This window comes from Paraburkholderia haematera, from assembly GCF_905220975.1.
Taxonomy (GTDB): domain Bacteria; phylum Pseudomonadota; class Gammaproteobacteria; order Burkholderiales; family Burkholderiaceae; genus Paraburkholderia; species Paraburkholderia haematera.
Genome location: NZ_CAJNBK010000006.1, coordinates 269,408 through 294,612, shown reverse-complemented (window position 1 = coordinate 294,612; position 25,205 = coordinate 269,408). Strand labels below are relative to the sequence as shown.

Sequence of the window (25,205 nt, the reverse complement as noted above, 5' to 3'; positions counted from 1 at the left end):
AACGCCGCCACAGCGTTTCAACCGCGCGCCGCCAACGCCCGCTGCGCCAGTTGCGCGATATGCATCGCATGTTGCCCGGTCCCCTGCTCGATCTGCTCACGGCAACTAAAGCCGTTGGTCAGCACAATCGTTTCCGCATTCGCGGCGGCAGCAGCACGCACGGCAGGAAACAGCCTGTCTTCGCCAATCTTCTCCGAAAGCGCGTGATGCTTGTCGTTAAAGCCAAACGATCCCGCCATCCCGCAGCATCCCGTATCGAGCAGTTTCCATTTCACGCCGAGCTTGTTCAACAGCGCGGTATCGCCTTGCATGCCGAACAGCGCCTTCTGATGACAATGCCCGTGCACGATCACGTCCGCGGCAAGCGTCGGCCACTCGAACGGCTGACGCGCGACGAAGTCGGAAAACAGAAAAGTCTGCGCCGATAGCTGCTTCGCTAATGTATGACCGGGAAGCTGCTTCAGCAACTCGTCCTTGAATACCGACAAGCAACCCGGTTCGAGACCGACCAAAGGAACACCAGCGGCGATATCGTCTCCGAGGTCATCAAGAATCGTGGTCAGCAACTCACGCGCCCGGTCGAGCAAACCGAAGTCATACAGCGGACGCCCGCAACACAACCGCTTCTTCGGGAGCACGACGTGCCAGCCCATTTGCGTCAGCACATCGGCAGCGGCCTGCGCGATCTCGGGTGTGAAGTGATCGTTGAAAGTATCAACCCACAAGATGACTTTCCTGACCTCTCCACGAACATGAGCACTAGCACGAGCGTCACCCTCAGCCTTCAGCGATCGCTGTGCAATCTGCCGATAAGTCCGCGTGGCAAACTTCGGCAATTCCCGCGCCTGCGCCACCCCGGCTGCCCACTTCCCAACTGCCGCCAACCCCGGCGCCGACGTCATAAAATTCGTCAGCCGCGGAAACTTCGCCGCCCACGGCGCCCATTCGCCGATCCGCCCCATAAACAGCGCCTGGCGCGGCCGGCGATTCGTCTCGTAGTAATGCGAAAGAAATTCCGCCTTGTACGAAGCCATATCCGTATGCGTCGGGCAATCGGATTTGCAGCCCTTGCACGCGAGGCAAGTATCGAGCGCTTCTTTCACTTCGCGGCTTTGCCAGCCATCGGTGATCACGTCGCCTTGCAGCATTTCCCAGAACAGATGCGCGCGGCCACGCGTCGAGTATTTCTCTTCACGCGTTGCGCGATAGCTTGGGCACATCGTGCCGCCTTCGAGCGAACGGCACTTGCCCATGCCGATACATCGTTCGATCTCGCGCTGAAAGCCATCGCCCTCCTGGCTCGCGAACGTGAGCTTCGTTTGCAGGGTCACCGGTTTGTACGCCGGCCCCATGCGCAGATTTTCATCGGCGCGATACGCATGCACGACCTTGCCAGGATTCAATCGATTGGCCGGATCCCAGATCGCCTTGAACTGCTCCATCGCCTGCATCAGTTCGGGGCCGTACATGATCGGCAGGAACTCAGCCTTGGCCTGGCCGTCGCCGTGTTCGCCCGACAGCGAGCCGCCGAATTCGACCACCAGTTCCGCGGCTTCGCGCAGAAACTTGCGCCACGTCGCGACGCCTTCGGCGCTGCGCAGATCGAAGGTGATGCGCGCGTGCACGCAGCCATCGCCGAAATGGCCGTACAGACTCGTCTCGTAGCCGTAGCGATCCACCAGCGCCTGAAACGCACGCAGATAGTCGCCGAGGCGCAACGGATCAACCGCCGCATCTTCCCAGCCGACCACCGGATCGGGCGTGCCCGCCTCCACCGACAACGCCACGGCCGACGCCCCTGTCTCGCGGATCGACCACACCTTTGCCTGCAACGCACGATCTTCAACGAGCATCGCCGACACATTCGGCCCTGCTTGGCCCGACGAAAAATACGCCGCAGCGTTTTGCGCCTGACGCACGGCATCGTCTTGTGTATCCGCGCCGAATTCGAGCACGACCCATGCGTCGCCGTCCGGCAGCAGGGCAATCTCGTCTTTCTTCAAACCGCGCGCCTGCAAGCCGCGGATGATCGCGCGGTCCAGTCCCTCGACCGCGATCGGCCCGCAGCGCATGAAATGCGGCACGGCGTCCGCGGCGGTGTAGATATCGGTGAAACCGACCACGACGATCACACGTTTCGCCGGACTTTTCACAAGCCGCACTTTCGCCTGCAACGTCACGGCGCACGTGCCCTCGGTACCGACCAGCGCACGCGCGACGTTAAAGCCGTTTTCCGGCAGCAGTTGATCAAGATTGAAACCCGACACGCGCCGCTTGATCTGCGGGAATTTCGCGCGAATCTGATCGGCGTAAGTGTCGCGCAGCCGCTTGAGCGCGGCGTAGATTTCACCCTGGCGGCCGCCTGCTGCGATGATGCGTTCGAGTTCGCCGTCAGAAGTCGGCCCGACCCAGAAACGCGCACCATCGAAGGTCGCGATTTCCAGCGCTTCGACGTTTTCGACCGTCTTGCCGGCCATCACCGAATGCGCGCCGCACGAGTTGTTGGCGATCATGCCGCCGAGCGTGCAGCGGCTGTGGGTCGCGGGATCCGGGGCGAACGTGAGGCCGTGCGCTTCGGCGGCGTCGCGCAAGGTATCGCAGACGACCCCCGGCTCGACGATCGCGACACCCGCTACAGGATCGACCGAGACGACGCGGTTCACATACTTGCTCGCGTCGGCCACCACCGCGACGTTCACGCATTGGCCGTTCTGCGAAGTGCCACCGCCGCGCGGGAGGAAGGGCACATCATTGCGGCGGCAGGCGGCGAGCGTTTCGAGCAGGTCGTCGACATCCGACGGCACGACCACGGCGAGCGGGACTTGCCGGTAGTTCGACGCATCCGCGGCATACAGCGCTTTCGAGCCTTGATCGAAACGTACTTCGCCGCGCACGTTACGGCGCAAGTCGGCTTCGAGTGCCTGCATCACAGCGGCTGTGCCCGCAAAGGGTTTGGCAACGCGCGGCACTTTCAAGGTGTCATGCGCCGCGCCGCTCGACGAAGCATTCACGCCCGCGCCCTGTTCTTCATCCAATGACGTTCCCACCGCGTTCCTCACGTCTCGTGTCCAACGTCCGCGTTATGGCCTGAACTACGCATCACGCAGCCTGGCTCGCGGTCATCTTGAAGATGCCCTGCGCGTTGCCCGCGTCGAAACGCAGGTCCGTTTCCCAGCGGCGTGCGTCCTGATCGAAAGTCCGCTTGCGCGTGATGAACTCATAGAACGAGCCTGGCACCTCACGCGTCACGATGCTGCTGTCGGCCGCACGGAATTCGCGCCGCACGGTATCCGCGCGGTACGCGGTCTGAAACACGCGGCCCGAACGCGAACGCTCGACTTCGGGTTTCATCGGACGGCCCTTCGCCTTCTCGTCATCGGAAAGCTTGAAGACGTCCGCGACGCGGTCGGTGGCATGATTGAAGGCGTTGCCTTCAGTCGCGATCCACGCCATTTCCGCCGACTCCTTCAACAATACTGCGTAATCGGCTTCACGTGGCGTCTCGTGCTGACGGGCGAACGCGCCGACGATCACCGGTAGCAACGCGTGAGCCGCCTCGAGCGGCAGCACGCCTTCGCGTTCGAGCTCCCACAACTGGCCGGCGGCTTGCGGCGTCAACGGATCGCGCGAGGCGCCGATCACGTTCGTCACCGCCTGCTGAAATTCCGCCGAAAACCGCTCAGGGTGCAATTCGCTGACGAAGAACTGGGCGATTTCATCCGGGGAGTCGTCGTGCGCCCAGGCGCGGCCGGTCATGCCGAGACGGTCGAGCGGATAGCGGCCGTTGATACTGAAGCCAAGCGGCCGCAGAATGCGCGCGAAAGCCGCTTCGCCCGGCGGCAGCGCGCCGCTCTCAGCCCAGCGCACAGTGCGCAATGCGCCATGGTCGAAGTAGACGCTGCCGCCGGCGGCGATCGTCTCCTCCGTGTACTGGCGGCCATTCACCGAGCGCGCCAGGAGGTCTTCGAACAGCGCCATGTTCATCGCCTGCGCCATTTCGGCGCGCGTGACCGTGCCGTCTTCCCATTCGTTGAGAATCCGCGGATGGTTCAGCGTGGCGAACAGCCTTGCGGTTTTCTGGGCGCCGAGCAGTTTCAGCAGCAGTTGTTCGACATTCGCATTCTTGACGTTTCGCATATCGGTTCCGGGCGGGGTGCGGTGAGCACGCGTTCATGTATTCGAAGGTGACCTGCCGACGCGGCTTCGGGACGCAAGCACGGCATCGTTGGATGCAAGATTATTCAAATCCACAGCCTTGCCGTAAAGCGAGATAAAATTGCCACTTGATGCGTTTTTGGAATTAACGTGCGAAAGTTCAAGATCCCTAGCATGGGCGCGCTGCTCGCTTTCGAAGCCGCCGCGCGGCACGAGAGCTTCACGCATGCGGCGCGCGAACTCTTCCTTACCGAGAGCGCGGTGTCCCGGCAGATCAATACGCTGGAGAGCAATCTCGGCGTGCGGTTGTTCGTGCGCGCGAAGCAGCGCGTGGTACTGACCCGGGCGGGCAAGGTCTATAGCGCGCAGGTGCGGCGTTCGCTGGAACAACTGGACCGCGACACGCTGTCGATCATCGCGCATGGCAGCGGCGGCGGTTATCTGGAACTGGCCGTGCTGCCTACGTTCGCATCGCAATGGCTCATTCCGCGCCTGGCGGCATTCAACGCGCAGTATCCGGACGTGCGGGTCAATATGGGCGTGCGCACCGGCACGTTCCCGTTTGCCGATACGCATTTCGAGGCAGCGATTCACTACGGCAAACCGACATGGCCCGGCACGTCGGCGGATTTTCTGTTCAGCGAGGAAGTCGTGCCGGTGTGCGCAGCGAGCCTGCTGACGCGGCCTGTCGAGACAGCGGCCGATCTGCTCGACTACCCCCTGCTCCATTCCACCACCCGGCCAGACGGCTGGGCGTCGTGGTTCGCCAGCCTCGGTGTCGACGATAACCGGACCATGCAAGGGGTTCGCTACGAACTCCACACGATGCTGATCAGCGCCGCCGCTGCCGGTCTCGGCATCGCGCTTGTGCCGCGTTTTTTCGTCGATGCACAACTCGAACAGCTCGGACTCGTGATACCGCTCGACGCGCCCGCGCTCGCCGACTCGGCGTATTACCTCGTTTATCCGACCGAGTTGAGCCACGGCAAGCCACTCACGAGCTTTCGTGAGTGGCTGTTGCGGGAAGCGGCTTCATACGGTGCGGTGAATCCGGAGCTGGTCGGCCATCCCGCTCCCGATTGATTGATTGAATCGGCGCTAAGCGCCGGCTTACCCGCGTGCCTGTGCCAACGCACTCAGATTGCCTTCGCCAAAGCCGTGATGCCCTTGCCGCTGCACGATTTCGAAGAAGATCTCGCCGGCACCGCGTCGCACAAAGGTCTGAAAGAACAGCAACGGCTCACCCTTGGCGTCGATCTCGCCATCCACCAGAACGTGCGTGCGCTTGAGCCGCTCGACATCGAGCCCATGCCCCGGCAGACGTGCATCGAGTTGCTCGTAATAACGCGGCGGCGGCTCGACGAATTCGACGCCGTTCGCGAGAAGTTGCTCGACGCACGCGAAGATGTCGTCGGTGGCGAGCGCGATGTGCTGCACGCCTTCGCCCGGATGATCCGGCAGATACTCGTGCATCAGATTCGTGCGGCGCGTGCCCTCCTCATACAAAGGCACGCGGATCGCGCCGCATGGCGACACCATCACGCGCGATTCCGCCGACACATGCCAGTTCGCGTGCAGCTCGTGGATCTCACGAAAGTTGAGCAGATCGCGATAGAAGTCGAGCCACTCCTGCATCCGGCCCTCACCGACCGTTTGCGTCAGATGATCGACCGCGACGAGGCCGGTGCCGGCATGATTCAGATCGGCTTCTGCGGTATCGATCTCGATCGGACGGAAGTCGATATCGAAGATCGAGATGTCGCCAAGGCCGCCACGCTGGCCGCCACGGCCGCGCCACCGGTCGACGAAATAAATGTGTGAATCGCCAATGCCCTGGATCGCCGGAATCAGCAGTTCGCCCGCGCCGATGCGTTCGCCTTCGAACGCCCATGCGCCGAGTTCGATCGCGCGGTCGAAGGCACGCTGCGCGTTGGCCACGCGAATGCCGATCGCGCAAATGCCCGCGCCGTATTCCTCGGCGTAGCGCTCGGCAAACGAATCCGGCTCCGCGTTAATCAGGAAATGCATCTCGCCCTGGCGATACAGCGTGACGTTCTTACTGATATGGCGTGCGATCGCCTTGAAGCCGAGTTTCGTGAAGGTCTCGCCGAGCACCTTCGGCTCACGCGAGGCGAACTCGACGAATTCGAGGCCCGCGGTGCCGAGCGGATTGTGCTCAGGCGCCGACACGGCGCGCAGCGCGGCGTCTGGAGTGGGCAAGTCGCTGGGCATGGCTATCTCCTTGTACGGTCTTTCGTACGCTGTTCCGAGTGTTCGTGATGTTTCCGGTGTTCGACGCAAGCCGTCGTCCGCTCGCAGTGTGACACCGCGCCTGTAGTGTGTCGCAGCCATGCGCCCGGCAACGGCTTTTGCACCGTGTTTGTACACCTGCTAGCAGGGCGTTCGCAACCTTCATTTTGTACTAGATGGTTCACGGTCGGCGAATCGGGGCGCCGCATGCGTCTTTCGCGTCTCTTTCGCGTCGCTTTCGCAGCACCTGAACCGCGGCACCGCTGCGCAGCATGCGTCAGCGCCTGGGCGTCCCGCCGCCGCGTTTGGACGCGCGTTTGACCGCAGGCTTACGGGTGGCAGCCGCCATGCGCTGCTGCGCGACCTCGCGCACGGCATCGATGAACGCTCGACCCACCGGCGTGGGCTGGGTGTCCGAGCGCCGGATCAGCCCGACGGGCTCGCCGGTGCCCGCGAACGGTAACGGCAAACGCACCAGCATCTCGTGTGCCAGTTCGTATTCGACAGCGCTCAGCGGCACAAACCACACCGCGTCGTTCTCCAGCGTCAATGCACGCCCCGTCGACACGGACAGCACTTCGACAAACCCTGATAACGGCGGCACGCCCCATGCGCTCAACAGGCTCTCAGCGGATTGCCGGATCAATGTGCCGAACGGCGGCAGCACCACCGGAAATTCCTCCAGCGACGTGGCCGGCAAGCCGGCCCCCAGTGCCAACGGATGTCCGGCGCGCACGACGGCAATCAACGGCTCACTGAAAAGCTGCTCGAAACTGAGCCCGACCATCCTTTCCGGGTCCGCCAGACGGCCGATCGCGAATTCGATCGTCCCGGCCTTCAGACGTTCGAGCAATTCGGGGTTGGCGCCGGTGGCAAGGCGCACGATCACGCGCGGCCAAAGCGCCGCGAAGCGCTTCAACGCCGGCGGCACCAGCGCCGCCGCGACGGTCGGCAGAATGCCTATTTCCAGCGTGGCGGCCGCCGCGCCTTCCTCGCGCGCCAGCAAATCGACGCCCTGCCTCAACGCACTGACGCAGGCGCTCGCATGCGGCATGAAAAGCTGCCCCTCGCGGGTCGGCACGGCGCCGTGGCGGCCTCGCTCGAACAGCTTCACGCCGAGAATCGATTCCAGTTCAGCCACTGTCTTGGAGACCGCGGGCTGCGTAATGGACAGGCTTTCGGCGGCCCGCTGCACGCTGCCGAACTGGGCGACGGCCAGAAAGCACTGGAGATGGCGGAATTTGACGCGGCTGTCCGCGAGGCTTCGTTGCATAACGGGAGGTTATACGAAATGGACGAAAACGTCATTTTGCATAACCTCTCAGGTTGGATAAAGTCGCTCCATACGCTGTATCCCACAATTCCCGAAGGAGACACTGATGGACGAGTCCTTTCTCACCACGCGCGATTTCGCGTCCCACCCCGCCTACGTTTATCCCGGCTACGGTTCTTCGGTAAAACGCGGCCCCACGCGGCCGCTGATTCCGCTGAAGGAAAAGCTGCGCGACCAGCGCGTGCCGGTCTACGGCACCGAAGACCTCGGCGCGCTCGATCACGATCTGACGCGCAATGCGGTGCGTAACGGCGAGCCGCTCGGCGAGCGCATCATCGTGACGGGCCGTGTGCTCGACGAGGGCGGCCGTCCGGTACGCAATACGCTGGTTGAAATCTGGCAAGCCAATGCAGCCGGCCGCTATGTGCACAAGAACGATCAGCACGACGCGCCGCTCGATCCGAACTTCCTCGGTGCGGGCCGATGCATCACCGATAACGAAGGCCGCTACCGCTTCCTGACGATCAAACCGGGCGCTTACCCCTGGGGCAATCATCCGAATGCCTGGCGTCCGAACCATATTCACTTCTCGCTGTTCGGCGACTATTTCGGCTCGCGCCTCGTCACGCAGATGTACTTCCCCGGCGATCCGCTGCTGGCCTTCGACCCGATTTTCCAGGGCACGCCCGAGCATGCACGCGACCGTCTGATCGCAAACTTCTCGCTCGATACAACGCAAGAGGCCTATGCGCTCGGCTACGACTTCGACATCGTGCTGCGCGGCCGCAACGAAACCCCGATGGAGCGCTAAGCCATGACGACCCTCAAGCAAACGCCTTCGCAAACGGTTGGACCGTACTTCGCCTATGGCCTGTGCCCGCAGCAATACGATTTCGACTTCAAGAGCCTGTTTACGCCGGTTCTGGCGGACCGTGAAGCGGCCGGCGAGCACATCACGATCGTCGGCCAGGTATTCGACGGCGACGGCAACGTAATCGGCGATGCAATGCTGGAAATGTCGCAGGTGGACGCGCAAGGCGACTATCCGGAATCACGCGAGCAAACCCTGAAGACGGGCTTCCGCGGCTTCGCCCGCGTCGGGACCGGAACGGATCCGCAGAAGCGTTTTGTCGTTGAAACGGTGAAACCTGGCCGTTCGAGCCCGGATGAAGCACCGCATCTGAATGTGATCGTGACGATGCGCGGCATGCTGCTGCACACCTTCACGCGCATCTATTTCGAGGACGAAACCGAAGCCAATGAACGGGATGCGGTGCTGGCAGCGGTTCCTGCCGAGCGTCGCGGCACGCTGATCGCGCGCCGCGAGCCGAATGCGGCCAACGTGTACCGGTTCGATATCTATATGCAGGGTGACAAGGAAACCGTCTTTTTCGATCTGTGATGCGGATTTTCTATGCTTTCATATAGCTTTCGCATACACTGGAGATGATCCGTCTAGCGACTGGATCGCGAAACTCCGAGTAATTGAGCCCGCCCCGTGCGGGCTTTTTTTTGATTTTTGCGCCCGCCCGGCCATCAGTTTGGATGCCGAATCAATGGGCACCAGTCAATCAGCCTGCTTTTCAGCGAACGCGGCACGACTCGCCGATAGTCAGCCACTGCAGGCCGAACAACGCGATGTAGCACGGCCACACGGGAAAACGATTAGCAGAGGAAACTGTGGCCACGCTCAACAGCGGAAATGGTCGATGTTCTGTCCTGCGTAAATCGCGCGTGCGAGCCAATCCGGTTTTTCACCATGACCGTCCCACGTATTACCGTAGGCGTCGCGATACATCACGGCCCGGACCGCGGCTTTGTCGGCTTCAATTGCATCGGCAAGCGCTTCAATCGTAATGCCGTATTCGTCCATGCGTCGGCGGATCCACACGATCAGGCGCTCACGAGCATTCCCGTCGAGGTCGAACAGCCGTTGTTCTTCTCGCTCTTTCATAACGTACCGGTTTCGCGGCTGATAATGCTCGCGTTCGAAAAACAAAAAGCCTCGCTAAACAACGCGAAGCCTAGATGTGAATCAGATGGGTTGAGTGCGAATCGAACTCACGACGCATCTCCCGATGCTGAACAACTAGCATCTGGAATCCTGCCCAATAAATCCTGGATTAAGGGAAAGTCGTCGGCAAACAGCTCGAATCGCGCCCGATTGGCCTTGGTGCTCCAAGGCTGCTTTAGCGTATGGACGGTGATTCTAGCATCCAATTTCCGCTGCTTGCAGCAACAGATTGTTTGCCTGCGGCGATGAGTTTTCTTTGTCATTCCGCTTGCGTCCGGCACCGGCCTGTCCGATTCTTGCGAGATCTATTGTGCTGACCAGAACCAGAACCCCGCCTTCTCATGCTATGTTTCATTGACCCGAATCGCCGACCGTAGGAGACACATAAAAATGCCCGCCTCGACAGCCATCGTCACCATTCTGGCCGCGCTGCTACTCGGTGCCATGAGCCCCGGACCGAGTTTCGTCATCGTCGCCCGCAATGCAATCGGACTCTCGCGCGGCGACGGCCTCGCAACAGCAGCCGGCATGGGCATTGGCGGCGTGTTCTTCAGCGGTATCGCCCTGCTCGGCCTGTACACTTTGCTGGCGACGGTAGAGTGGCTGTACGTCGGCTTGAAAGTGGCCGGTGGCCTCTATCTGATCTACCTTGCGTCGAAGATCTGGCGCGGTGCGGCCAAACCGCTCGCGTTCGATGCCGCGCAAGCCGCCGCGACCAATGTGCGTAAATCCTTCTGGATCGGTTTGAGCACGCAACTCAGCAATCCGAAAACTGCGGTCTACTACGGCAGTATCTTCGCGGCCTTGCTTCCGCAACATCCACCGCTGTGGTGCTACTTTGCATTGCCCCCTGCAATCTTCGCCATCGAAGCCGGCTGGTACACCGTGGTCGCGTTGTGCTTTTCAAGCAAACGGCCGCGCGAAGTCTATCTGCAGTGGAAAGCCTGGATCGATCGCGTCGCCGCAACTGCCGTTGCCGCGCTCGGATTACGCCTCATCCTGACGGCGCATAAAGTGGGTATCTGAAACGGCAACTCCACTTGCGCGGCTTGCCGTGCCACGCGACACGACAAGCCAGTAACGAGGGTCGCATCGCCGCGCGCCGAGCGCGCGGCAGCAGCGCGTATAACAAAACAGTTACAAGATAAGTGTTGACGCTGATACGCCCCGGCGGTTACTGTGGCGTTCGAAGTTCAAGAAGTTCGATTGCTGTTCATCAATGTCTCGCTCCTCAGCGGTATTCGTTGTCCTCTCCCTCCTTGACGCTTCACGCGCTCCTCAACAGAGCAAATTTTTCTATTTTTACTCAAGGATTCTTCATGGATACCGGTACCGTTAAGTGGTTCAACGACAGCAAAGGCTTTGGCTTCATCACCCCGGACAAGGGCGGCGACGACCTGTTCGCGCACTTCTCCGAAATCAGCGGCGACGGCTTCAAGACGCTGGCTGAAAATCAGAAGGTGAGCTTCGAAACAAAGCAAGGCCCGAAGGGTCTGCAAGCGGCTAACATCAAGCCGCTGTAAGTTTGAAGGGCTCGGTGTCCGGAAACGGACATCGGGCTGCAGCGACATCCTCGCGGAGCTTTGTCTCCCACAGTTGGCGCGATCGCTTTTAGCTGCATGCGTTGTTCAGCAGCAAGTCCCAAGCGCCAAACGCCTCGTTGCACCTCATTCTCCCCCTCTGGCTTTAACGCCCTTTTTTCGCTTTCCGACTGCGTTTGGATTCGGCTCGCAATGGCTTGAATCAGCTCGTCCGTGGCCCGTACAACGGCTCGCACGGCAGGCGCGCACTCGAACATTATTAAAATATAAAATGCAGAACAAACATATTCATCATTACAACGGCTATGCCGTCAAACCCTCGGCGCATCGTTTGCCCGACGGTAGTTTTTCATCCAACCTGTTGCTCGAACGCGCTGACAGCGCGCGCACCGAAGGGCGCTACCAGTTCTATTCGCTCGACTACTTCCCGAACGAAGAACAGGCACTGCAGCACTCGGCACGCTGGGCACGCCGCTGGGTCGACACGCGCGGTTAAGCGCGAGTCGAATCTGGTGCGCGCGGGAACCCGCGCTTGCATCGTTCAGCACCCCATAGCGCGCCATTCGGTGCGCTAGACTATCGCGCGCGGTCTATTCGGTTTGTTCCGCCTTGATTCGCGCGCGCAGTTCGAATTTCTGAATTTTTCCCGTCGACGTCTTCGGCAATTCGCCGAAGCGCACCGCCTTGGGCAACTTGTATCCCGCAAGAAACAGCCGGCAGTGCGCGATGATCTCTTCTTCGCTGACCTGAGCGCCTTCCTTGAGCTCGATAAAGGCGCACGGCACCTCACCCCACTTCGGATCGGCCATCGCCACCACGGCGGCAACCGAGACCGCAGGGTGACGGTACAGCGTGTCTTCGACCTCGATGCTCGAGATGTTCTCGCCGCCCGAAATGATAATGTCCTTGCTGCGATCGCGGATACGGACATAGCCGTCAGCCATCCGCACGCCGAGGTCCCCGGTGTGGAACCAGCCGCCGTGGAAGGCCGCTTCCGTGGCGCGCTCGTTCTTCAGATATCCCTTCATGCAGATGTTGCCGCGGAACATGATCTCGCCGAGCGTTTCGCCGTCGTCAGGCACTGGCGCGAGCGTGTCCGGGTCGAGCACCGCTACGGCTGCCTGCAAGTGATAGCGCACGCCTTGTCGTGCGTTCATTTCGGCGCGCGCGTTGTCGTCGAGCGTTTCCCATTCCTCCTGTTTTGCACAGACCGCGGCCGGGCCGTAGGTCTCGGTGAGTCCGTACACGTGCGTCAGATCGAAACCGATCTCCTTCATCTTGGCGATCACCGCCGGTGCGGGCGCCGCGCCCGCCACCATCGTCGACACGCGATGCGCGATGCCTTCGCGCCATTCGGCGGGCGCGTTCGCCAGCGCGCTTTGCACGATCGGTGCGCCGCAATAATGCGTGATGCCTTCGCGGCGAATCAGTTCGAACACCGACTTCGCGTCGAATTTTCGTAGACAGACGTTGACGCCCGCACGCGCGGCGACCGTCCACGGGAAACACCAGCCGTTGCAGTGAAAGAGCGGCAAGGTCCATAGGTAGATCGCATGCTTTGGCATATCCCATTCGAGGATATTGCTGAGCGCATTCAGATAAGCACCACGATGGTGATAGACCACGCCCTTCGGGTCACCGGTCGTGCCCGAGGTGTAGTTCAAGGAAATAGCGTCCCACTCGTCAACCGGCAAGGTCCAGGCGAACTCGGGGTCGCCGGTTTGCAGGAACGCTTCATAGTCGGTTGCACGGATGAACTTGTCCACGTCGGCGGGCATTGCATCGGCCACGCTGATCACGCGCAACTCGGGGAATTCCAGCGCCGCGCGGTGTGCGAATTCGCAGTACTCCGTGTCGACGATCAGCGCCTTCGCCTCGCCATGGCGCAGCATGAACAACAGCGACGACACGTCGAGCCGCGTATTCAGCGTATTAAGCACGGCTCCGGCCATCGGCACACCGAAATGCGCTTCTATCATCGGAGGAATATTCGGCAACAGCGCAGCAACGGTGTCGCCGCGCTCGATACCGGCCTGCCGCAACGCGCTGGCCAGTCGCCGTGCGCGCCCGTAGGTTTCGCGCCAGTTGCGGCGAATCTCCCCATGGACGACCGCCGGCCGCTCACCGTAGACTTCCGCTGCGCGCACGATGAAATCGATGGGCGTCAGCGGGACATAATTGGCCTCACGCCGCTGGAGGCCTTCTTCGAACATGTGCTTCATCGCTTTGTCTCCTGAGGCGCTGGCCGCGCCGTCGCCTGTTCTGATTGATGAACTAGCCTAGCAACTGACATGGTGAACTGTCTGTCATTCAAATGACAGAGTGGCGCGCCGTGGCTCTACTCAACCGACTTCACCGGCCCACGCCCTGCCAGCCCCTTATGGATGACGCTTCGTTCACCGCCCTCGCAGACGTCCGCACGCACCGTCCTGAACGGGTCCCGCGCGCCGATCTCCCGCGGCTGTTCGGCACCTGCGCGTGGTTCAGGGCGCTCGCCGCCGAGCATCAGGCCAGGGTCCTTGCCAGCGCGTACGCGGAGCATCTGGAAGGGGGCGCATGGATCGCGCGCCGCCAGGAACCGTCGGACTACTGGATCGGCGTCCATTCCGGCCTCATCAAACTCGCCATCTACAACGCCTCAGGACGCAGTTGCACGCTCTCCGGCGTGCCACCCGGCGGCTGGTTCGGCGAAGGCAGCGTGATCAAGCGTGAATTGCGCAAATACGACGTCGCGGCCATTCAGCCTTCGCTTGTGATGTTCGTGCCATCGGAGACGTTCCATGCACTCCTGGAGTCGAGTCTGCCGTTCACGGGGTTCGTGATCCGGCAATTGAACAACCGCATGGGCGAATTCATCGCGGCGATCCAGAATAGCCGTCTGCTGGACGTAGACGCGCGCGTCGCCCAGTCGCTTGCGCAACTGTTCAATCCCGACCTCTATCCCGACACCGGACGCACGCTGGCCATTTCGCAGGAAGAAGTCGGCCTGCTGGCAGGCGTGTCGCGGCAACGGATCAACCAGGCACTGCAAAACCTCGAAAGGCTGCAGATTTTGCGCCTCTCGTACAACCAGATCGACGTACTGGATCTCGAACGCCTGTGCGCGTTCGGTCAGGAACAGATCTAGGGTAAGCGCGTGTGGCTGGCTGCGACAAGTTCACTCGACGAGCAGACCGACCGTCTGCGAAATGCAGCTGCCGTGTTCAAGGTCGAACAGCATGCCTGATTGAGCGGCGCGCTCATGCAGCCGATAAGAAAGGCCGCCATCCGGTTAACGGATGACGGCCTTTCTGTTTGTCCTGCCAAAGCAATTCTGCACCCGCTAGACAGTGCGCGGGTCGTTCCGGCGAGTGACAGGCCGCGCCAGCACGGCATCGGTGTCGAACAGCGCAAAAGCGATGTTCGCCAGCACGCCTGAATTTTTCCAGCGCAGATAGTAGCGATGCGCAGTCTGGTAAGGCGCATACCGGTCGGGCATCGCATGCCACGGTCTGCCGGTGTGCAATACCCACAGCACACTGTTCACCACGCGACGAATATCGATGCAGGGACGACCACGCCGAGGTCCGTGGTCTTTCATTTCAGGCAGGAGCGGCACGATGCGGTGCCATTGCTCGTCGGTGAGATCCTGAATGGCTGGCGAGCGAGCCGGCGGGTTTGAAGGGGGAGTATCCATGCAGTAAGAACGCGCACCTGCAGCACACGTGCTAGCGTCGCCGCGAAAAAAGTGTGTATAAATTGATCGTTTTCAGACTACCCCAACCGCGCTTTCAAGAAGGTCAATTATTGTCAGACTGGCGTGCGCAATTGTCAGAAATCGCAATACGTTATCGCGCCAGCGGGTTAATGGCACGGCGAGCGTAGTGGTCTGTCATTGGCGCGCCCATAAAAAAAGGTGCCGCGAACGGCACCTTTTTTGCAACAACTCGCTTCTGCTGAAGCTTAGAAGCGGTGACGCAGACCGATCGTAGCGGCCGTCTGGTTCTTCGACGACGACGGCATTTGCGTGTTGTCGCCGCTGTAGATCGAAGCAACACCGCCGTCGCCCATTGCGTGCTGGTACACAGCTTGAGCGTAGACGTCCGTACGACGCGACAGCGAGTAGTCAGCTTGCAGACCGATCTGGTGGAAGCGAACCGACGGCGTACCACCGTCCACGGCAGCGCCGTAACCCTTCGCGTCCGTGAACGTGTAAGCAACGCCCAGGCCCAGAGCCGGGGTCACGTTGTACTTGCCGTTGACTTCGTAGTTGTTAGCGCTCAGCGATTTTCCGCCAATAGCGTTGTCTTCACGCGATTGCGTCCATGCCAGACCAACCGTAGCCGGGCCAAACGAGTACGAACCTGCTGCACCGAACTCACGCTGACGGAAGCTGCCGGCGAGGCCCAGGATCGAACCGTCCGAAGCACCGCCGTTGCTTGCGCCTGCTGCGTTCGTTGCACCCGGGTTGTTCTGCTGTGCGTAAGCAGCGCCCAAACGCAGACCTTGCCACTGGTATGCAGCACCAACGCTGTATTCGCGGTTGTTTGCGAATGCGCCAGCCTGGTTCGAGAAGCCATACGTGCCGCCGAACGTGAAGCCAGCGTAGTTAGCGCTCGAGTACTTGATCGAGTTGTTGACTGCGTAGCCGCCGTTCGTGCTCAGGTTGTCGTTGTTGAACGGGTGAGCGAAGTACGTACCGCCCCAGCTGCCCGTTGCGGTCAGCGGTGCCAGGTAGTCTTGTGCTGCGTCGTATTGACGACCCAGCGTGACCGTACCGAATTGCGCGCTCGACAGACCGACAAACGCTTGACGGTTGAACATGCCGTTGTTGTTAGCGAACTTGCCGTTACCGATATTGAAGCCGCTTTCCAACGTGAAGATTGCCTTCAGACCGCCGCCCAGGTCTTCCGAACCGCGCAGACCGAACATGCTTTGGTTGATGCCGCCGTTACCCGCTGCCCACTTTGCGTTGCCGTGGCCGACGCCGTTGGCGGGGGCGACGTTGCTGGTGTACGTCAGACCTGCGTCCAGCAGACCATACAGGGTCACGCTGCTTTGTGCGTGAGCGACGGAAGCGAACGATGCGGTAACCGCAACAACGATAAGACTCTTTTTCATGCGTGGGACTCCAGTTCGATAAATTTACGCGGGGAGCGGAACCTGCCTCAGCAGCTCATGCGTCACTCGCTGCCGCCCTGTTGGCCGAACCGTTGCGGATCAGCCGGGCACCCTTTAAGCGAAGCGTGAGTGTAGGGGGAGACCCTAGTAGCGACGCTCGCAATTTACGCAACATGATTTTTCAGAATCCGCAACAATCAAATCGAGACAAGCACTAAGCCTTTATCTTTCATACGTTTATCGCAAAATGTGGATGATGGCGCTCCTGCTCCGGACAGAAGTCATTTGCAACTTTTCAATATTAAAGTTGTGTGTATGCAACAGCAGTTAATATGCGCGACTTAATCGGGTCGGAGCGTTTGAAAAGCGCGAGACGTTTGATTGCTCGAAAATCAGGCAATTGCGACGGAGCCAATTCGACACGCGTAAATTTATTTTGGAAAAGCGGGAACTTAATTGACTTAATGCAGTCTGCATTCAAACCCCGAACACCAGGGGACCGGATATGCGTAATAGCCTTGATTAAAGTGATAAGTGATAAAGGCGATAAAAGCCGGGGCGCGAATTGGCATTCAGCCGCGCAAGTGCCGGTCTTACTTCGAGCGAATGGCGATATTGTCGTGGAGACAGGCGACGCTTCGGAAGCTCCGCGCACCAGATTAATCGCACAGCGGAAGTGGCGTATTGCCGCATCTGATATTGGCTTCTCATCACAAGACAAGAAGGGTTCCGAAAACTCGGAACCCTTCTTTATAACGATGGTGGGCCGGCTCGAGTCGCGCCCGGGGTTAGGGCCGCCGGTAATCCGTTCTTGCGCGCTCTGCACAAACGCCCGTGCGATACGTTCGTAGTTCTGCGCGGCGTAGTGATGAACCGCCTTTTCCGGTTCGCCATGGACTCTGCGGCCCGGCATCTCAACAAATGACGATTCATGATTCCATGAATCTGTTTTGGTGAATCAGCGCGGATCGATGACTTGCGACAACTGCCGCACGCTCTCCGTCAATTCGCTCTCCAGTTGCGCGAACAATTCCGCTGCGGGCAAAGCCCTCGCGAGCGCGGCTGCCTGACCAGCCCACTGAGCGCCGTAGCCGAACTCGCCCCTGGCTTTGGCTGCGGCATGAAGCGCCTTGCCTGCGTCGTATGCAACCGGATACGCCGGTGTCTTCGGTGCACTCGCGTCGTTGCCGGCTTCTGTGAACCGGTTCACCACGCTTCTCGCAACGCGCCCGGAAATGGCCGCAGTAAATGTCGTGTGACGAGCCTGGTCGCCCAGAATGGCTCGACGATATCCGTCGTCAATCGATGTCTCCGGGCAGGCAACGAAGGCCGTTCCAAGTTGCGCGGCTTGAGCACCGAGCGCAAGGGCCGCGGCAATGCCGGCGCCGTCCATGATGCCGCCCGCGGCAATCACCGGCAGATCGAATTCCTTGACCAACAGCCGTGTCAGGGCGAAGGTCCCCAGCCGGTCGTCGGCCCCATCCGGATCGAATACGCCGCGATGTCCGCCTGCCTCGATGCCTTGGGCAATGATCGCGTCGACACCCGCTGCTGCCACCTGCGCCGCTTCCTGCGGATTAGTCGTCGCAGCGAGCAGTCTGATGCCCGCGTTTTTCAACGCGGCAATGACTTCGGCGGACGGCAGGCCGAAATGGAAGCTGACGACCGCCGGCTTCTCCTCGAGGAATACTTCGAGCATCGCCGCATCTGCGACGAAGCTCGTATAGATCTCGGACAGCGATGCGGGCGGCGTCGCGCCATACTTTTCGAACTGGGGCGCAAGCCAGTTCAGCCACTGCCGCTCGACCCGCTCGTCGGCCGTTGCGGGGCTATGGCAGAAGACATTGATGTTAAAGGGCTTCGCAGTGAGCGCTCGGGTGTCCCTGATGACCTTGCGGGCGCCCGCCGCGTTCATCGCGCCGACGCCCAACGAGCCAAGACCACCCGCGTTCGATACGGCGGCCGCCAGCGCCGGCGTGCTCACACCGGCCATGGGCGCCTGGATGATCGGTTTTTCGATGCCCAGCAAGCGCAAGAGCGCTCGATTGTCTGACTGCTTAGTCATGTTTCAGCCTCTTCAAATGGGGTTTAAGGCACATGCGGGTACGTTGAGCTGCGTGAGACTACGCGCGCAGCGGCTCACAATCGGCCCTCGAACCAGAATACCGTGCGGCGCTATAGTCTGGTTATCAAAGGAGAGCGACCATGAGCGGCAACCCTTTAACGCGCGGAGTCGATCATATAGGGCTCACGGTTCGCGATCTGAGCGTCACGCGGGACTTCTTCATCCAATGTCTCGGCTGGACCCTGGTTGGAGAGCGTCCTAACTATCCCGCGGCCTTCGTGTCCGATGGACACATCATGCTGACGCTCTGGCAGGTTACAAATCCAGACAGCCGCGTTGAGTTCGACCGCAAGACCCATGTCGGTTTGCATCACCTGGCGTTTCGGCTAGACAGCGAAGAAGCGCTCAACGAGATCTTTGCGCGCGTCTCAGGATGGCCCGGCGTGATGGTTGAGTTCGCGCCGGAGAATCTGGGTGAAGGACCCAAGCGGCACGCAATGGTGTACGAACCCGGCGGCATCAGGCTCGAGTTCGATTTCGACCCGCGCATTCAAGCGGCGTGACCGCGGGCTGCAGCACTCGTGGGTACCGGTATCGCGGCGCTGCCCGAAGCAATGATTCGCGAAGACGTGGGCCCTCTCAGGCGCGATCGCGCACAACCAGGGCCCTATGCAACGCGTTTAATGAACCGATTCCTGCGTGCTGGAAGGGCTATGCGAGTCCATCCAGTCGTACGATTCGTTGCTGTGCGCCCACGCCCAGTTCCTTGCCGTCACACGCGTCTTGCCGACCGCCGGTGCGACCGCTTCGGATGGCGAACCTTCGTTGCGCTTGTCGTTCGTGCGCTCAGTGAAGCTGATGTTTATGGTGTTCGATCCGTCGTAGTTCATTGCTGTTCCTGTTCGAGATTGCTGTCAACGCGCATCAATCCTGCTCCACCAGCTCTTCGTGCATTGACGCGGCGAGAAGCTCGGCGAAGCGCTCAAGCGCCGCGACGGAGCCGTACACCGTCCGGTACTCCTGACGACCAATCTTCGCGTCAAGAACCACCGTCATTCCCGATTTCCGAGCCAGGTCAAGGATGTCCATCTGATGCTCCACACCGTTGAATCGTGCGATTCAGTCAGCACTCTGATGCGCGTGAACGGTTTGTCCACGGAATCCATTCTAAGCACTGCACACAGGACATCAATGGAGCTACGGCGAATTCACAGTTTTCAAAACAACAACAATAGAGACAGCAGCTGGATGCTTCGAGGCCCGTGCAACATTCCCCATGCGAGGAAATACAAATCGTCGGAAGATTGGCCGTGAGGTTAATCGGATCTTTGCCGGCAAATCCGGCTGGCACGCCCTCATTCCCTTTCTTGCACGGCCTTGATGAGGTTGTTACGGAGCGTGGCGATGGTTTTCTGCACCTTGCCGAACTCCTGGGTCGTCAGCCCGCAAGCATCCACGAGATCCATGCCTAAGCCCTTTTCACGCAGACGCCGACCACTTTTGGTCAAGCTCACCAGTACCTGTCGTTCATCCGAAGGATCGCGCTGCCTGTAGAGATAGCCCATCGCCTCGAGCTTCTTGAGAATAGGTGTGAGGGTGTTCGATTCGAGAAACAGCTTTTCGCCCAGGCCGCCGACGGTCTGATTGTCTTCTTCCCATAACGCAATGATCGTGATGTATTGCGTATAAGTGAGCCCGAGTTCATCGAGGATGGGCTTGTAAGCCTTGCCGAAGGCAAGATTGGCCGAGTACACCGCGAAGCAGAGAAAGTCGGCCAGCTTCGGGGTCGTGCGGTCGGCCGTTTCGATCGTGTTCATCTGCGTCCTCTTCAGCGCGAAGCTGGTCCGTCATGGGAGACGTATTATATATCGGATGCGATTAAATCGTAAGTGCGCATTCTTTCCAGCCATCATCCACGCGATGGTTGAGCGACAAAAACTACGGGGCCGATTCCATGGCCGATTGAATCGAGTGACGGAAGGATGTCTTCCGGATCGCGGAGATTCTCTCCCAAACCGGTTCAATCTAGACTCGCTCCATCAAAGACGGGTAACGGGCGGCTAACCCGTCTGTCGGAGAGGTAGGCGATACGCAATGTTGATCGACGTCCTCCAGGTTCTTGCCGCTTAAGTCTTGATCGGCGCGGCTTCGCGCCGGTTGTCGATCAGTTTGCTGCGCTGAGGACGAAATGAATCAACCCGCTCAATCGCTGTTACGGCCGGCGCGCTCGCCGCGCCCTGCCAGTTACGCCGAACGCAACCAGAATCACTGGAAGCGCAATCTTGCGGTTTGCGTATTCGGTTCGTTTACGACGCTGGTCAGCCTGAGCATGCTGTTGCCGTTCCTGCCGTTGTACGTGAAACAACTCGGCGTCGAATCCTCGTCGGCGGTCATTCAATGGTCGGGGGTCGCGTTTGGCGCGACCTTCCTTGGCACGGCAGCCACCGCGCCGCTGTGGGGGCGCCTTGCCGATCGCTACGGACGCAAACCGATGCTGGTGCGCGCGGCGGTGGGGATGGCCGTGGTGATGTCGCTGATTGGGGTCGTCCACACGGTCCATGAACTGGTTGCGTTGCGTCTGATCGCCGGCCTGGTGGGCGGCTACGCGTCGGCGTCCACGGTGATGGTCGGCTCGCAGGCACCCCGTGAGCGGGCCGGCTGGGCGCTGGGGATACTGTCGACCGGCGCCCTCGCGGGCAACCTGGTTGGACCGCTGGTGGGCGGCTTGTTGCCGGGATGGATCGGCATTCGCGGCACATTTTTCGCAGGCGGCGCGATGATCGCGTTCGCGGCCCTGCTCACGATCGTGTTCGTGAAGGAAGACTTCAATCCGGCGGACCACGCGCGGCAGCGTGCCGCTAGCGAGACCGCGGCATCGAGTCGTCCGACCCATTACGCGGTGCTGGCCGCGCTCCTTGTCACCGCGATGATGGTGCTGCTCGCGAACATGTCGATCGAGCCGATCATCACGGTGTACATCGGAGGGCTGGGTGTTCAGGCGGATCACCTGACTCGCGTCGCGGGCCTGGTCATGGCGTGTTCCGCATTGGGCAGCATGTTGACGGCGGCCCGGCTCGGCGCACTGGCTGATCGTATTGGCAGTTGGAACGTGATCCTTGCCTGCCTTGTACTCACCGGTCTGGTGATGATCCCGCAGGCCTTCGTCGTGCACTGGTGGCAACTGGCCGGATTGCGCGTATTGATGGGCATGACCCTCGCGGGCCTGCTGCCTTCCATTGCCAAGCTGGCCCGGCAATCGGTCAGCGAGAGCAGGACCGGGCAAATGCTCGGCTATCTGCAATCGGCGCAATTCAGCGGCCAGGTCGTCGGCCCCGTGATCGGCGGCTTTATCGGTGTGCATCTTGGACTGCACTCTGTGTTCTTCGTTACCGGCACGCTGCTGGTCGCATGTGCGGGACTCGCGCAATGGGCGCGTGCGCGGTAGTCGTGCTTGCCCTTCTACGACGCGGTGGCCTTGAACAGTACCGGATCGCTGCGATAGAGGGCCAGTGGAACTTCTCAACCGTCGGCTCCCAGGTGAACGGGTTGTCCAGCCCACCTTCGAAGCCAACGTGCTCTCTGGAGAAGACGCGGCCGACGCATTGGTCAATATCAATCAGGATTCCGTAGGTTTTACCTGGGAGCTGGCAGCGTCCGTGCACATGGCCCGCTCGCCGGGCTATCTGCATTCGCCGGACGGCTTTCGCAATATCGTTCTGCGCACCAATGACGTCGCCAGACATGCGGTAGCGCTTTACGCGGACCTTGATTTGTTCCTGGTACGCAAGAGTGATTGTCCATGGCGGGTATTCGAGTTTCGAGGCGACGCGCCTACATTCACACCCAAGGGCAACGTCAGCCCGGTCAGAAACAGAGCCAACTCAACTTATCCTGAGGTTTGATATGAGCAATTCGAAGAAGGTCATCGTCGTTACCGGCGCGTCGCAAGGCATTGGCGCGGAGACAGTCAAGGCATTCCGCAAGCTGGGCCACCAGGTCGTCGCCACGTCGCGCACCATTCAGCCGTCCGATGACCCGGACATTGCCACCGTTGCCGGCGACATCGCCGATCCGGCCACCGCGCGCCGTGTGATTGATGAAGCGATCGCGCGCTTCGGCCGCGTCGACACGCTGGTCAACAACGCCGGCATCTTCCTCGCGAAGCCGTTCACCCAGTACACCGCCGAAGACTATGCAACGGTCACCGGTGTGAACCTCGCAGGCTTCCATTTCATCACCCAACTCGCGGTAGCGCAGATGGAAAAGCAGTCGAGCGGCCACGTGGTCAGCATCACGACGACGCTGGTCGACCACGCGATCGACGGCGTGCCCTCGGTGCTGGCATCGCTGACCAAGGGCGGCATCGCCGCGGCGACCCGGTCGCTCGCGATCGAGTACGCCAAGCGTGGGATTCGCGCGAATGCGGTGGCACCGGGCATCATCAAGTCGCCGATGCACGCGCCGGAAACGCACGCGGCACTCGGCGCGCTGCATCCGGTCGGTCACATGGGCGAAATGAGCGACATCGTCAATGCGATCGTGTATCTGGATTCGGCACCGTTCGTGACGGGCGAAATCCTGCACGTCGACGGCGGCCAGATCGCCGGTCACTGAGCGCGCTCCGGGCGCTGCCAGGCGGTGCCCTCTTCATCAATCACGATCAAGGAAACCGACATGCCTATCGTTACGATTCAGGTGACCCGTGAGGGCACCAAACCGGGTGCCGACTCTGTCACCGCGGAGGAAAAGGCTCAACTCATCAAGGGCGTGAGCCACCTGCTGCTCGATGTGCTGAACAAGCCGCTCGAAGCCACGTTTGTCGTCATCGAAGAAGTGGAGATGGAGAACTGGGGCTGGGGCGGACTGCCGGTTCCCGAGTATCGCAGGCAAAAAGCGTTGAAATAACCTGGACCGCTCGGGATGCGGGTGGCGCAGGCCCCGCCGCAGCCCGGGCAAAAGACGACTCTCTGGATATCTGTGACATCGGCATCCTTAACGATGCGATCGATTCGATATGGAAGCGATACGGAAGCGATATCGAACGGGACGCCTCGAGCGGAGCGCGCTGATGGCGATGTATCGCGTGTGCGTGAAATTATACATCGCATGCGATTTAATCGAAACCGCTTTACAGCACCGAACATCCTCACCACAATGCGTCGCATGCGATTCATTCGCATGCGACATCAATCTATCGTCACCTAGCAAGGAACACATCATGAGCCAGATCGAAAAAGTCATCTACACAGGCAAAACGCACGTTTCGTCCGGCGGTCGGAACGGCACGGCACGGAGTTCCGACGGCCGTCTTGACGTCACGCTTTCGTCGCCCGGCAGCGCCGGCAGCGGCACCAATCCGGAGCAATTGTTCGCCGCCGGTTGGTCCGCGTGCTTTATCGGCGCGATGGGACTTGCAGCCGGCGCGAAGAAGATCAAGCTTCCACCGGATCTGGCGGTCGACGCGGAAGTGGATCTTGGCACGACAGACGGCGCCTATTTCCTCCAGGCGCGCCTGAATGTCAGCGTGCCGGGTCTGGACCGCGATGTCGCCCAGGCCCTGGTGGACGCCGCGCATCAGACTTGCCCGTATTCCAAAGCCACGCGAGGCAACATCGAGGTCACGATCAATCTGATCTAACCCGGATCTTTCAACGTACAGCATCGCAACGCGGTCAAAGCGTAGAAGCGATCGCCGTCGGGCGGCCGGATTCGGCCGCCACGCAGGCTGCAACCTCGGGTTACGGTGGCGACGTGGACAATCCTCGCTTATCGCGCCTTTGTTCGTGGCGACACACGCGTGAGACGTTCGACGAGGAAATCGACGAACACCCGGACGCGCGACGAGAGATAGCGTCCATGCGGATAGAGCAGCAGGAACGGCCGCGAACAGCCGCCGTTGCCGGGCAGCACCTCGACGAGCCGGCCGTCGCGCAGATCCTGCTCGACGATGAAGCGATAGGTCTGGAACAGGCCCGCGCCGCTGCGCGCAAGTGTCACGCCGGACAGTACGTCGCCGGACGTCCCGTACCCGCCTTTCGTCGCGACGTCGATTTCGCCGGATTCATCCCGAAACGCCCAGATCAGGTTGCGACCGCTGCTTGGCAGCTCGAACTGTATGCAGTCATGGAGTTGCAGCTCCTCGATCGATTTCGGCGTACCCGCGCGTTTCAGGTATCCGGGCGTCGCGACCACGACGAGCTCCGCATCTTCCAGCTTGCGCGCGATCAGGCTCGAGTCGTCGGGCGCGCGGCCGCGAATCGCGAGATCGAATCCCTCGTCGGCAAAGTCGATGTTCCGGTTGCTCAGGTGCGTCTCGACTTCCACTTCCGGATACTTCTCGCGAAACGCCGGCAGCAGCGGAAGCGCGCGATAGTGGCCGTACGGCGTCGGCATGCTGATCCTCAGCACGCCGGCGGGCGTTGTCTGCTGCCCCGTCACCTCACGTTCCGCATCGACGAGTTGAGACAGCGCCTGCTGGGTTTGCTCGAAGTAGCGCCGGCCGGAATCGGTCAGCCGGATCTGCCGCGTCGTCCGTACGAAGAGGCGCACGCCGAGGCGCTCCTCCAGTCGCGCGACCGATCGGCTCACGGCGGCCGGTGTGACGCTTGCGGCGGTCGCTGCCAACGTGAAGCTGCCAAGCTCCGCCGCCAGACAGAACAGCTCGATACTGCCCAGCAACAAATCGTCGAATTTTCGTTGCATGTTCTTTTCTATCGTCGCCAACGAGTTGATACGCGGCGTGCTTGCGCGCGTGACGAGCGCCGGATGAACGAGTGTGCCCGAATCTCATGCCGGAAACCAGCGAAG

26 protein-coding genes are annotated in these 25,205 nt (G+C 60.8%); 13 read left to right on the top strand and 13 right to left on the bottom strand.

All coding sequences use genetic code 11. From position 1 onward, the window contains the following. Nucleotides 1–17 precede the first annotated feature (17 nt). Together KHO23_RS14445 and KHO23_RS14440 are read right to left on the bottom strand one after the other, a co-directional pair. On the bottom strand, nt 18–3,047 hold the full coding sequence (locus KHO23_RS14445) for an FAD-binding and (Fe-S)-binding domain-containing protein (RefSeq protein WP_211611903.1): 3,030 nt from the start codon (nt 3,045–3,047) through the stop codon (nt 18–20). A 52-nt stretch (nt 3,048–3,099) separates the two neighbouring features. Beyond that, a complete protein-coding gene (locus tag KHO23_RS14440) occupies nt 3,100–4,137 on the bottom strand; it encodes a DUF1338 domain-containing protein (protein ID WP_211611902.1) in 1,038 nt (345 codons plus the stop codon). A 168-nt stretch (nt 4,138–4,305) separates the two neighbouring features. On the opposite strand from KHO23_RS14440, the gene KHO23_RS14435 reads away from it, so the two are divergent. Beyond that, on the top strand, nt 4,306–5,238 hold the full coding sequence (locus KHO23_RS14435; RefSeq protein ID WP_211611901.1) for a LysR substrate-binding domain-containing protein: 933 nt from the start codon (nt 4,306–4,308) through the stop codon (nt 5,236–5,238). 27 nt (nt 5,239–5,265) lie between these two features. On the opposite strand, the gene KHO23_RS14430 is transcribed toward KHO23_RS14435, so the two are convergent. Both KHO23_RS14430 and pcaQ read right to left on the bottom strand, forming a co-directional pair. Beyond that, the gene (locus KHO23_RS14430) at nt 5,266–6,387 is read right to left on the bottom strand and encodes a 4-hydroxyphenylpyruvate dioxygenase family protein (protein WP_211611900.1); all 1,122 of its coding nucleotides are present in this window, start codon (nt 6,385–6,387) and stop codon (nt 5,266–5,268) included. A 295-nt stretch (nt 6,388–6,682) separates the two neighbouring features. Continuing rightward, the gene (gene pcaQ / locus KHO23_RS14425; RefSeq protein ID WP_211611899.1) at nt 6,683–7,678 is read right to left on the bottom strand and encodes a pca operon transcription factor PcaQ; all 996 of its coding nucleotides are present in this window, start codon (nt 7,676–7,678) and stop codon (nt 6,683–6,685) included. A 106-nt stretch (nt 7,679–7,784) separates the two neighbouring features. Here pcaQ and pcaH point away from each other — a divergent pair, with 106 nt between their 5' ends. Further along, nucleotides 7,785–8,489, top strand: a complete 705-nt coding sequence (gene pcaH / locus KHO23_RS14420) for a protocatechuate 3,4-dioxygenase subunit beta (protein ID WP_211611898.1) — start codon at nt 7,785–7,787, stop codon at nt 8,487–8,489. Nucleotides 8,490–8,492: 3 nt separating this feature from the next. After that, nucleotides 8,493–9,080: a protocatechuate 3,4-dioxygenase subunit alpha gene (gene pcaG, locus KHO23_RS14415; protein ID WP_211611897.1), complete on the top strand. Its 588-nt coding sequence runs from the start codon at nt 8,493–8,495 to the stop codon at nt 9,078–9,080. 288 nt (nt 9,081–9,368) lie between these two features. On the opposite strand, the gene KHO23_RS14410 is transcribed toward pcaG, so the two are convergent. Then, nucleotides 9,369–9,632 carry an H-NS family nucleoid-associated regulatory protein gene (locus KHO23_RS14410; RefSeq protein ID WP_054034930.1) on the bottom strand — a complete coding sequence of 88 codons (264 nt, stop codon included), beginning with the start codon at nt 9,630–9,632 and terminating at the stop codon, nt 9,369–9,371. Nucleotides 9,633–10,082: 450 nt separating this feature from the next. On the opposite strand from KHO23_RS14410, the gene KHO23_RS14405 reads away from it, so the two are divergent. The 3 genes from KHO23_RS14405 to KHO23_RS14395 all read left to right on the top strand — a co-directional run bounded on the left by KHO23_RS14405 (nt 10,083) and on the right by KHO23_RS14395 (nt 11,729). Then, nucleotides 10,083–10,718 (top strand): LysE family translocator, encoded by a 636-nt coding sequence (locus KHO23_RS14405; protein ID WP_211611896.1) that lies wholly within the window; start codon nt 10,083–10,085, stop codon nt 10,716–10,718. A gap of 293 nt (nt 10,719–11,011) precedes the next feature. Beyond that, nucleotides 11,012–11,215 (top strand): cold-shock protein, encoded by a 204-nt coding sequence (locus KHO23_RS14400; RefSeq protein WP_012428559.1) that lies wholly within the window; start codon nt 11,012–11,014, stop codon nt 11,213–11,215. Between the two features lie 289 nt (nt 11,216–11,504). After that, nucleotides 11,505–11,729: a hypothetical protein gene (locus tag KHO23_RS14395; RefSeq protein ID WP_025495857.1), complete on the top strand. Its 225-nt coding sequence runs from the start codon at nt 11,505–11,507 to the stop codon at nt 11,727–11,729. A gap of 94 nt (nt 11,730–11,823) precedes the next feature. On the opposite strand, the gene KHO23_RS14390 is transcribed toward KHO23_RS14395, so the two are convergent. Beyond that, entirely contained in the window at nt 11,824–13,455 is a 1,632-nt protein-coding gene (locus tag KHO23_RS14390) for an acyl-CoA synthetase (RefSeq protein WP_211611895.1), read from the bottom strand. A 158-nt stretch (nt 13,456–13,613) separates the two neighbouring features. Here KHO23_RS14390 and KHO23_RS14385 point away from each other — a divergent pair, with 158 nt between their 5' ends. Next, entirely contained in the window at nt 13,614–14,360 is a 747-nt protein-coding gene (locus KHO23_RS14385; protein WP_211611894.1) for a Crp/Fnr family transcriptional regulator, read from the top strand. Between the two features lie 195 nt (nt 14,361–14,555). Here KHO23_RS14385 and KHO23_RS14380 read toward each other — a convergent pair whose 3' ends face one another. From KHO23_RS14380 to KHO23_RS14370, 3 genes are all read right to left on the bottom strand, one after another. Further along, nucleotides 14,556–14,909, bottom strand: coding sequence for a transposase (locus KHO23_RS14380; RefSeq protein ID WP_211611893.1), 354 nt, complete (start codon nt 14,907–14,909; stop codon nt 14,556–14,558). Nucleotides 14,910–15,175: 266 nt separating this feature from the next. Next, nucleotides 15,176–16,333, bottom strand: coding sequence for a porin (locus tag KHO23_RS14375; protein ID WP_211611892.1), 1,158 nt, complete (start codon nt 16,331–16,333; stop codon nt 15,176–15,178). A gap of 958 nt (nt 16,334–17,291) precedes the next feature. Next, the gene (locus tag KHO23_RS14370; RefSeq protein WP_211611891.1) at nt 17,292–18,398 is read right to left on the bottom strand and encodes an NAD(P)H-dependent flavin oxidoreductase; all 1,107 of its coding nucleotides are present in this window, start codon (nt 18,396–18,398) and stop codon (nt 17,292–17,294) included. 140 nt (nt 18,399–18,538) lie between these two features. On the opposite strand from KHO23_RS14370, the gene KHO23_RS14365 reads away from it, so the two are divergent. Beyond that, entirely contained in the window at nt 18,539–18,961 is a 423-nt protein-coding gene (locus KHO23_RS14365) for a VOC family protein (RefSeq protein WP_211611890.1), read from the top strand. A 117-nt stretch (nt 18,962–19,078) separates the two neighbouring features. Here the strand turns inward: KHO23_RS14365 and KHO23_RS14360 are convergent, their stop codons facing one another. The 3 genes from KHO23_RS14360 to KHO23_RS14350 all read right to left on the bottom strand — a co-directional run bounded on the left by KHO23_RS14360 (nt 19,079) and on the right by KHO23_RS14350 (nt 20,215). Beyond that, nucleotides 19,079–19,288, bottom strand: a complete 210-nt coding sequence (locus KHO23_RS14360) for a hypothetical protein (protein ID WP_211611889.1) — start codon at nt 19,286–19,288, stop codon at nt 19,079–19,081. A 34-nt stretch (nt 19,289–19,322) separates the two neighbouring features. Then, entirely contained in the window at nt 19,323–19,487 is a 165-nt protein-coding gene (locus KHO23_RS14355) for a hypothetical protein (protein WP_211611888.1), read from the bottom strand. Nucleotides 19,488–19,753: 266 nt separating this feature from the next. After that, nucleotides 19,754–20,215, bottom strand: a complete 462-nt coding sequence (locus KHO23_RS14350; protein WP_211611887.1) for a MarR family winged helix-turn-helix transcriptional regulator — start codon at nt 20,213–20,215, stop codon at nt 19,754–19,756. Between the two features lie 371 nt (nt 20,216–20,586). Here KHO23_RS14350 and KHO23_RS14345 point away from each other — a divergent pair, with 371 nt between their 5' ends. The 5 genes from KHO23_RS14345 to KHO23_RS14325 all read left to right on the top strand — a co-directional run bounded on the left by KHO23_RS14345 (nt 20,587) and on the right by KHO23_RS14325 (nt 24,036). After that, nucleotides 20,587–21,843, top strand: coding sequence for an MFS transporter (locus tag KHO23_RS14345; RefSeq protein WP_211611886.1), 1,257 nt, complete (start codon nt 20,587–20,589; stop codon nt 21,841–21,843). A 64-nt stretch (nt 21,844–21,907) separates the two neighbouring features. Beyond that, nucleotides 21,908–22,300: a hypothetical protein gene (locus tag KHO23_RS14340; RefSeq protein ID WP_211611885.1), complete on the top strand. Its 393-nt coding sequence runs from the start codon at nt 21,908–21,910 to the stop codon at nt 22,298–22,300. Between the two features lies 1 nt (nt 22,301). After that, complete coding sequence (locus KHO23_RS14335) at nt 22,302–23,012, top strand: SDR family NAD(P)-dependent oxidoreductase (protein WP_211611884.1); 711 nt, start codon at nt 22,302–22,304, stop codon at nt 23,010–23,012. Nucleotides 23,013–23,072: 60 nt separating this feature from the next. Further along, entirely contained in the window at nt 23,073–23,303 is a 231-nt protein-coding gene (locus KHO23_RS14330) for a tautomerase family protein (protein WP_211611883.1), read from the top strand. Nucleotides 23,304–23,616: 313 nt separating this feature from the next. After that, nucleotides 23,617–24,036 carry an organic hydroperoxide resistance protein gene (locus KHO23_RS14325; RefSeq protein WP_211611882.1) on the top strand — a complete coding sequence of 140 codons (420 nt, stop codon included), beginning with the start codon at nt 23,617–23,619 and terminating at the stop codon, nt 24,034–24,036. Nucleotides 24,037–24,164: 128 nt separating this feature from the next. On the opposite strand, the gene KHO23_RS14320 is transcribed toward KHO23_RS14325, so the two are convergent. After that, entirely contained in the window at nt 24,165–25,100 is a 936-nt protein-coding gene (locus KHO23_RS14320; RefSeq protein ID WP_211611881.1) for a LysR family transcriptional regulator, read from the bottom strand. Nucleotides 25,101–25,205: the final 105 nt, after the last annotated feature.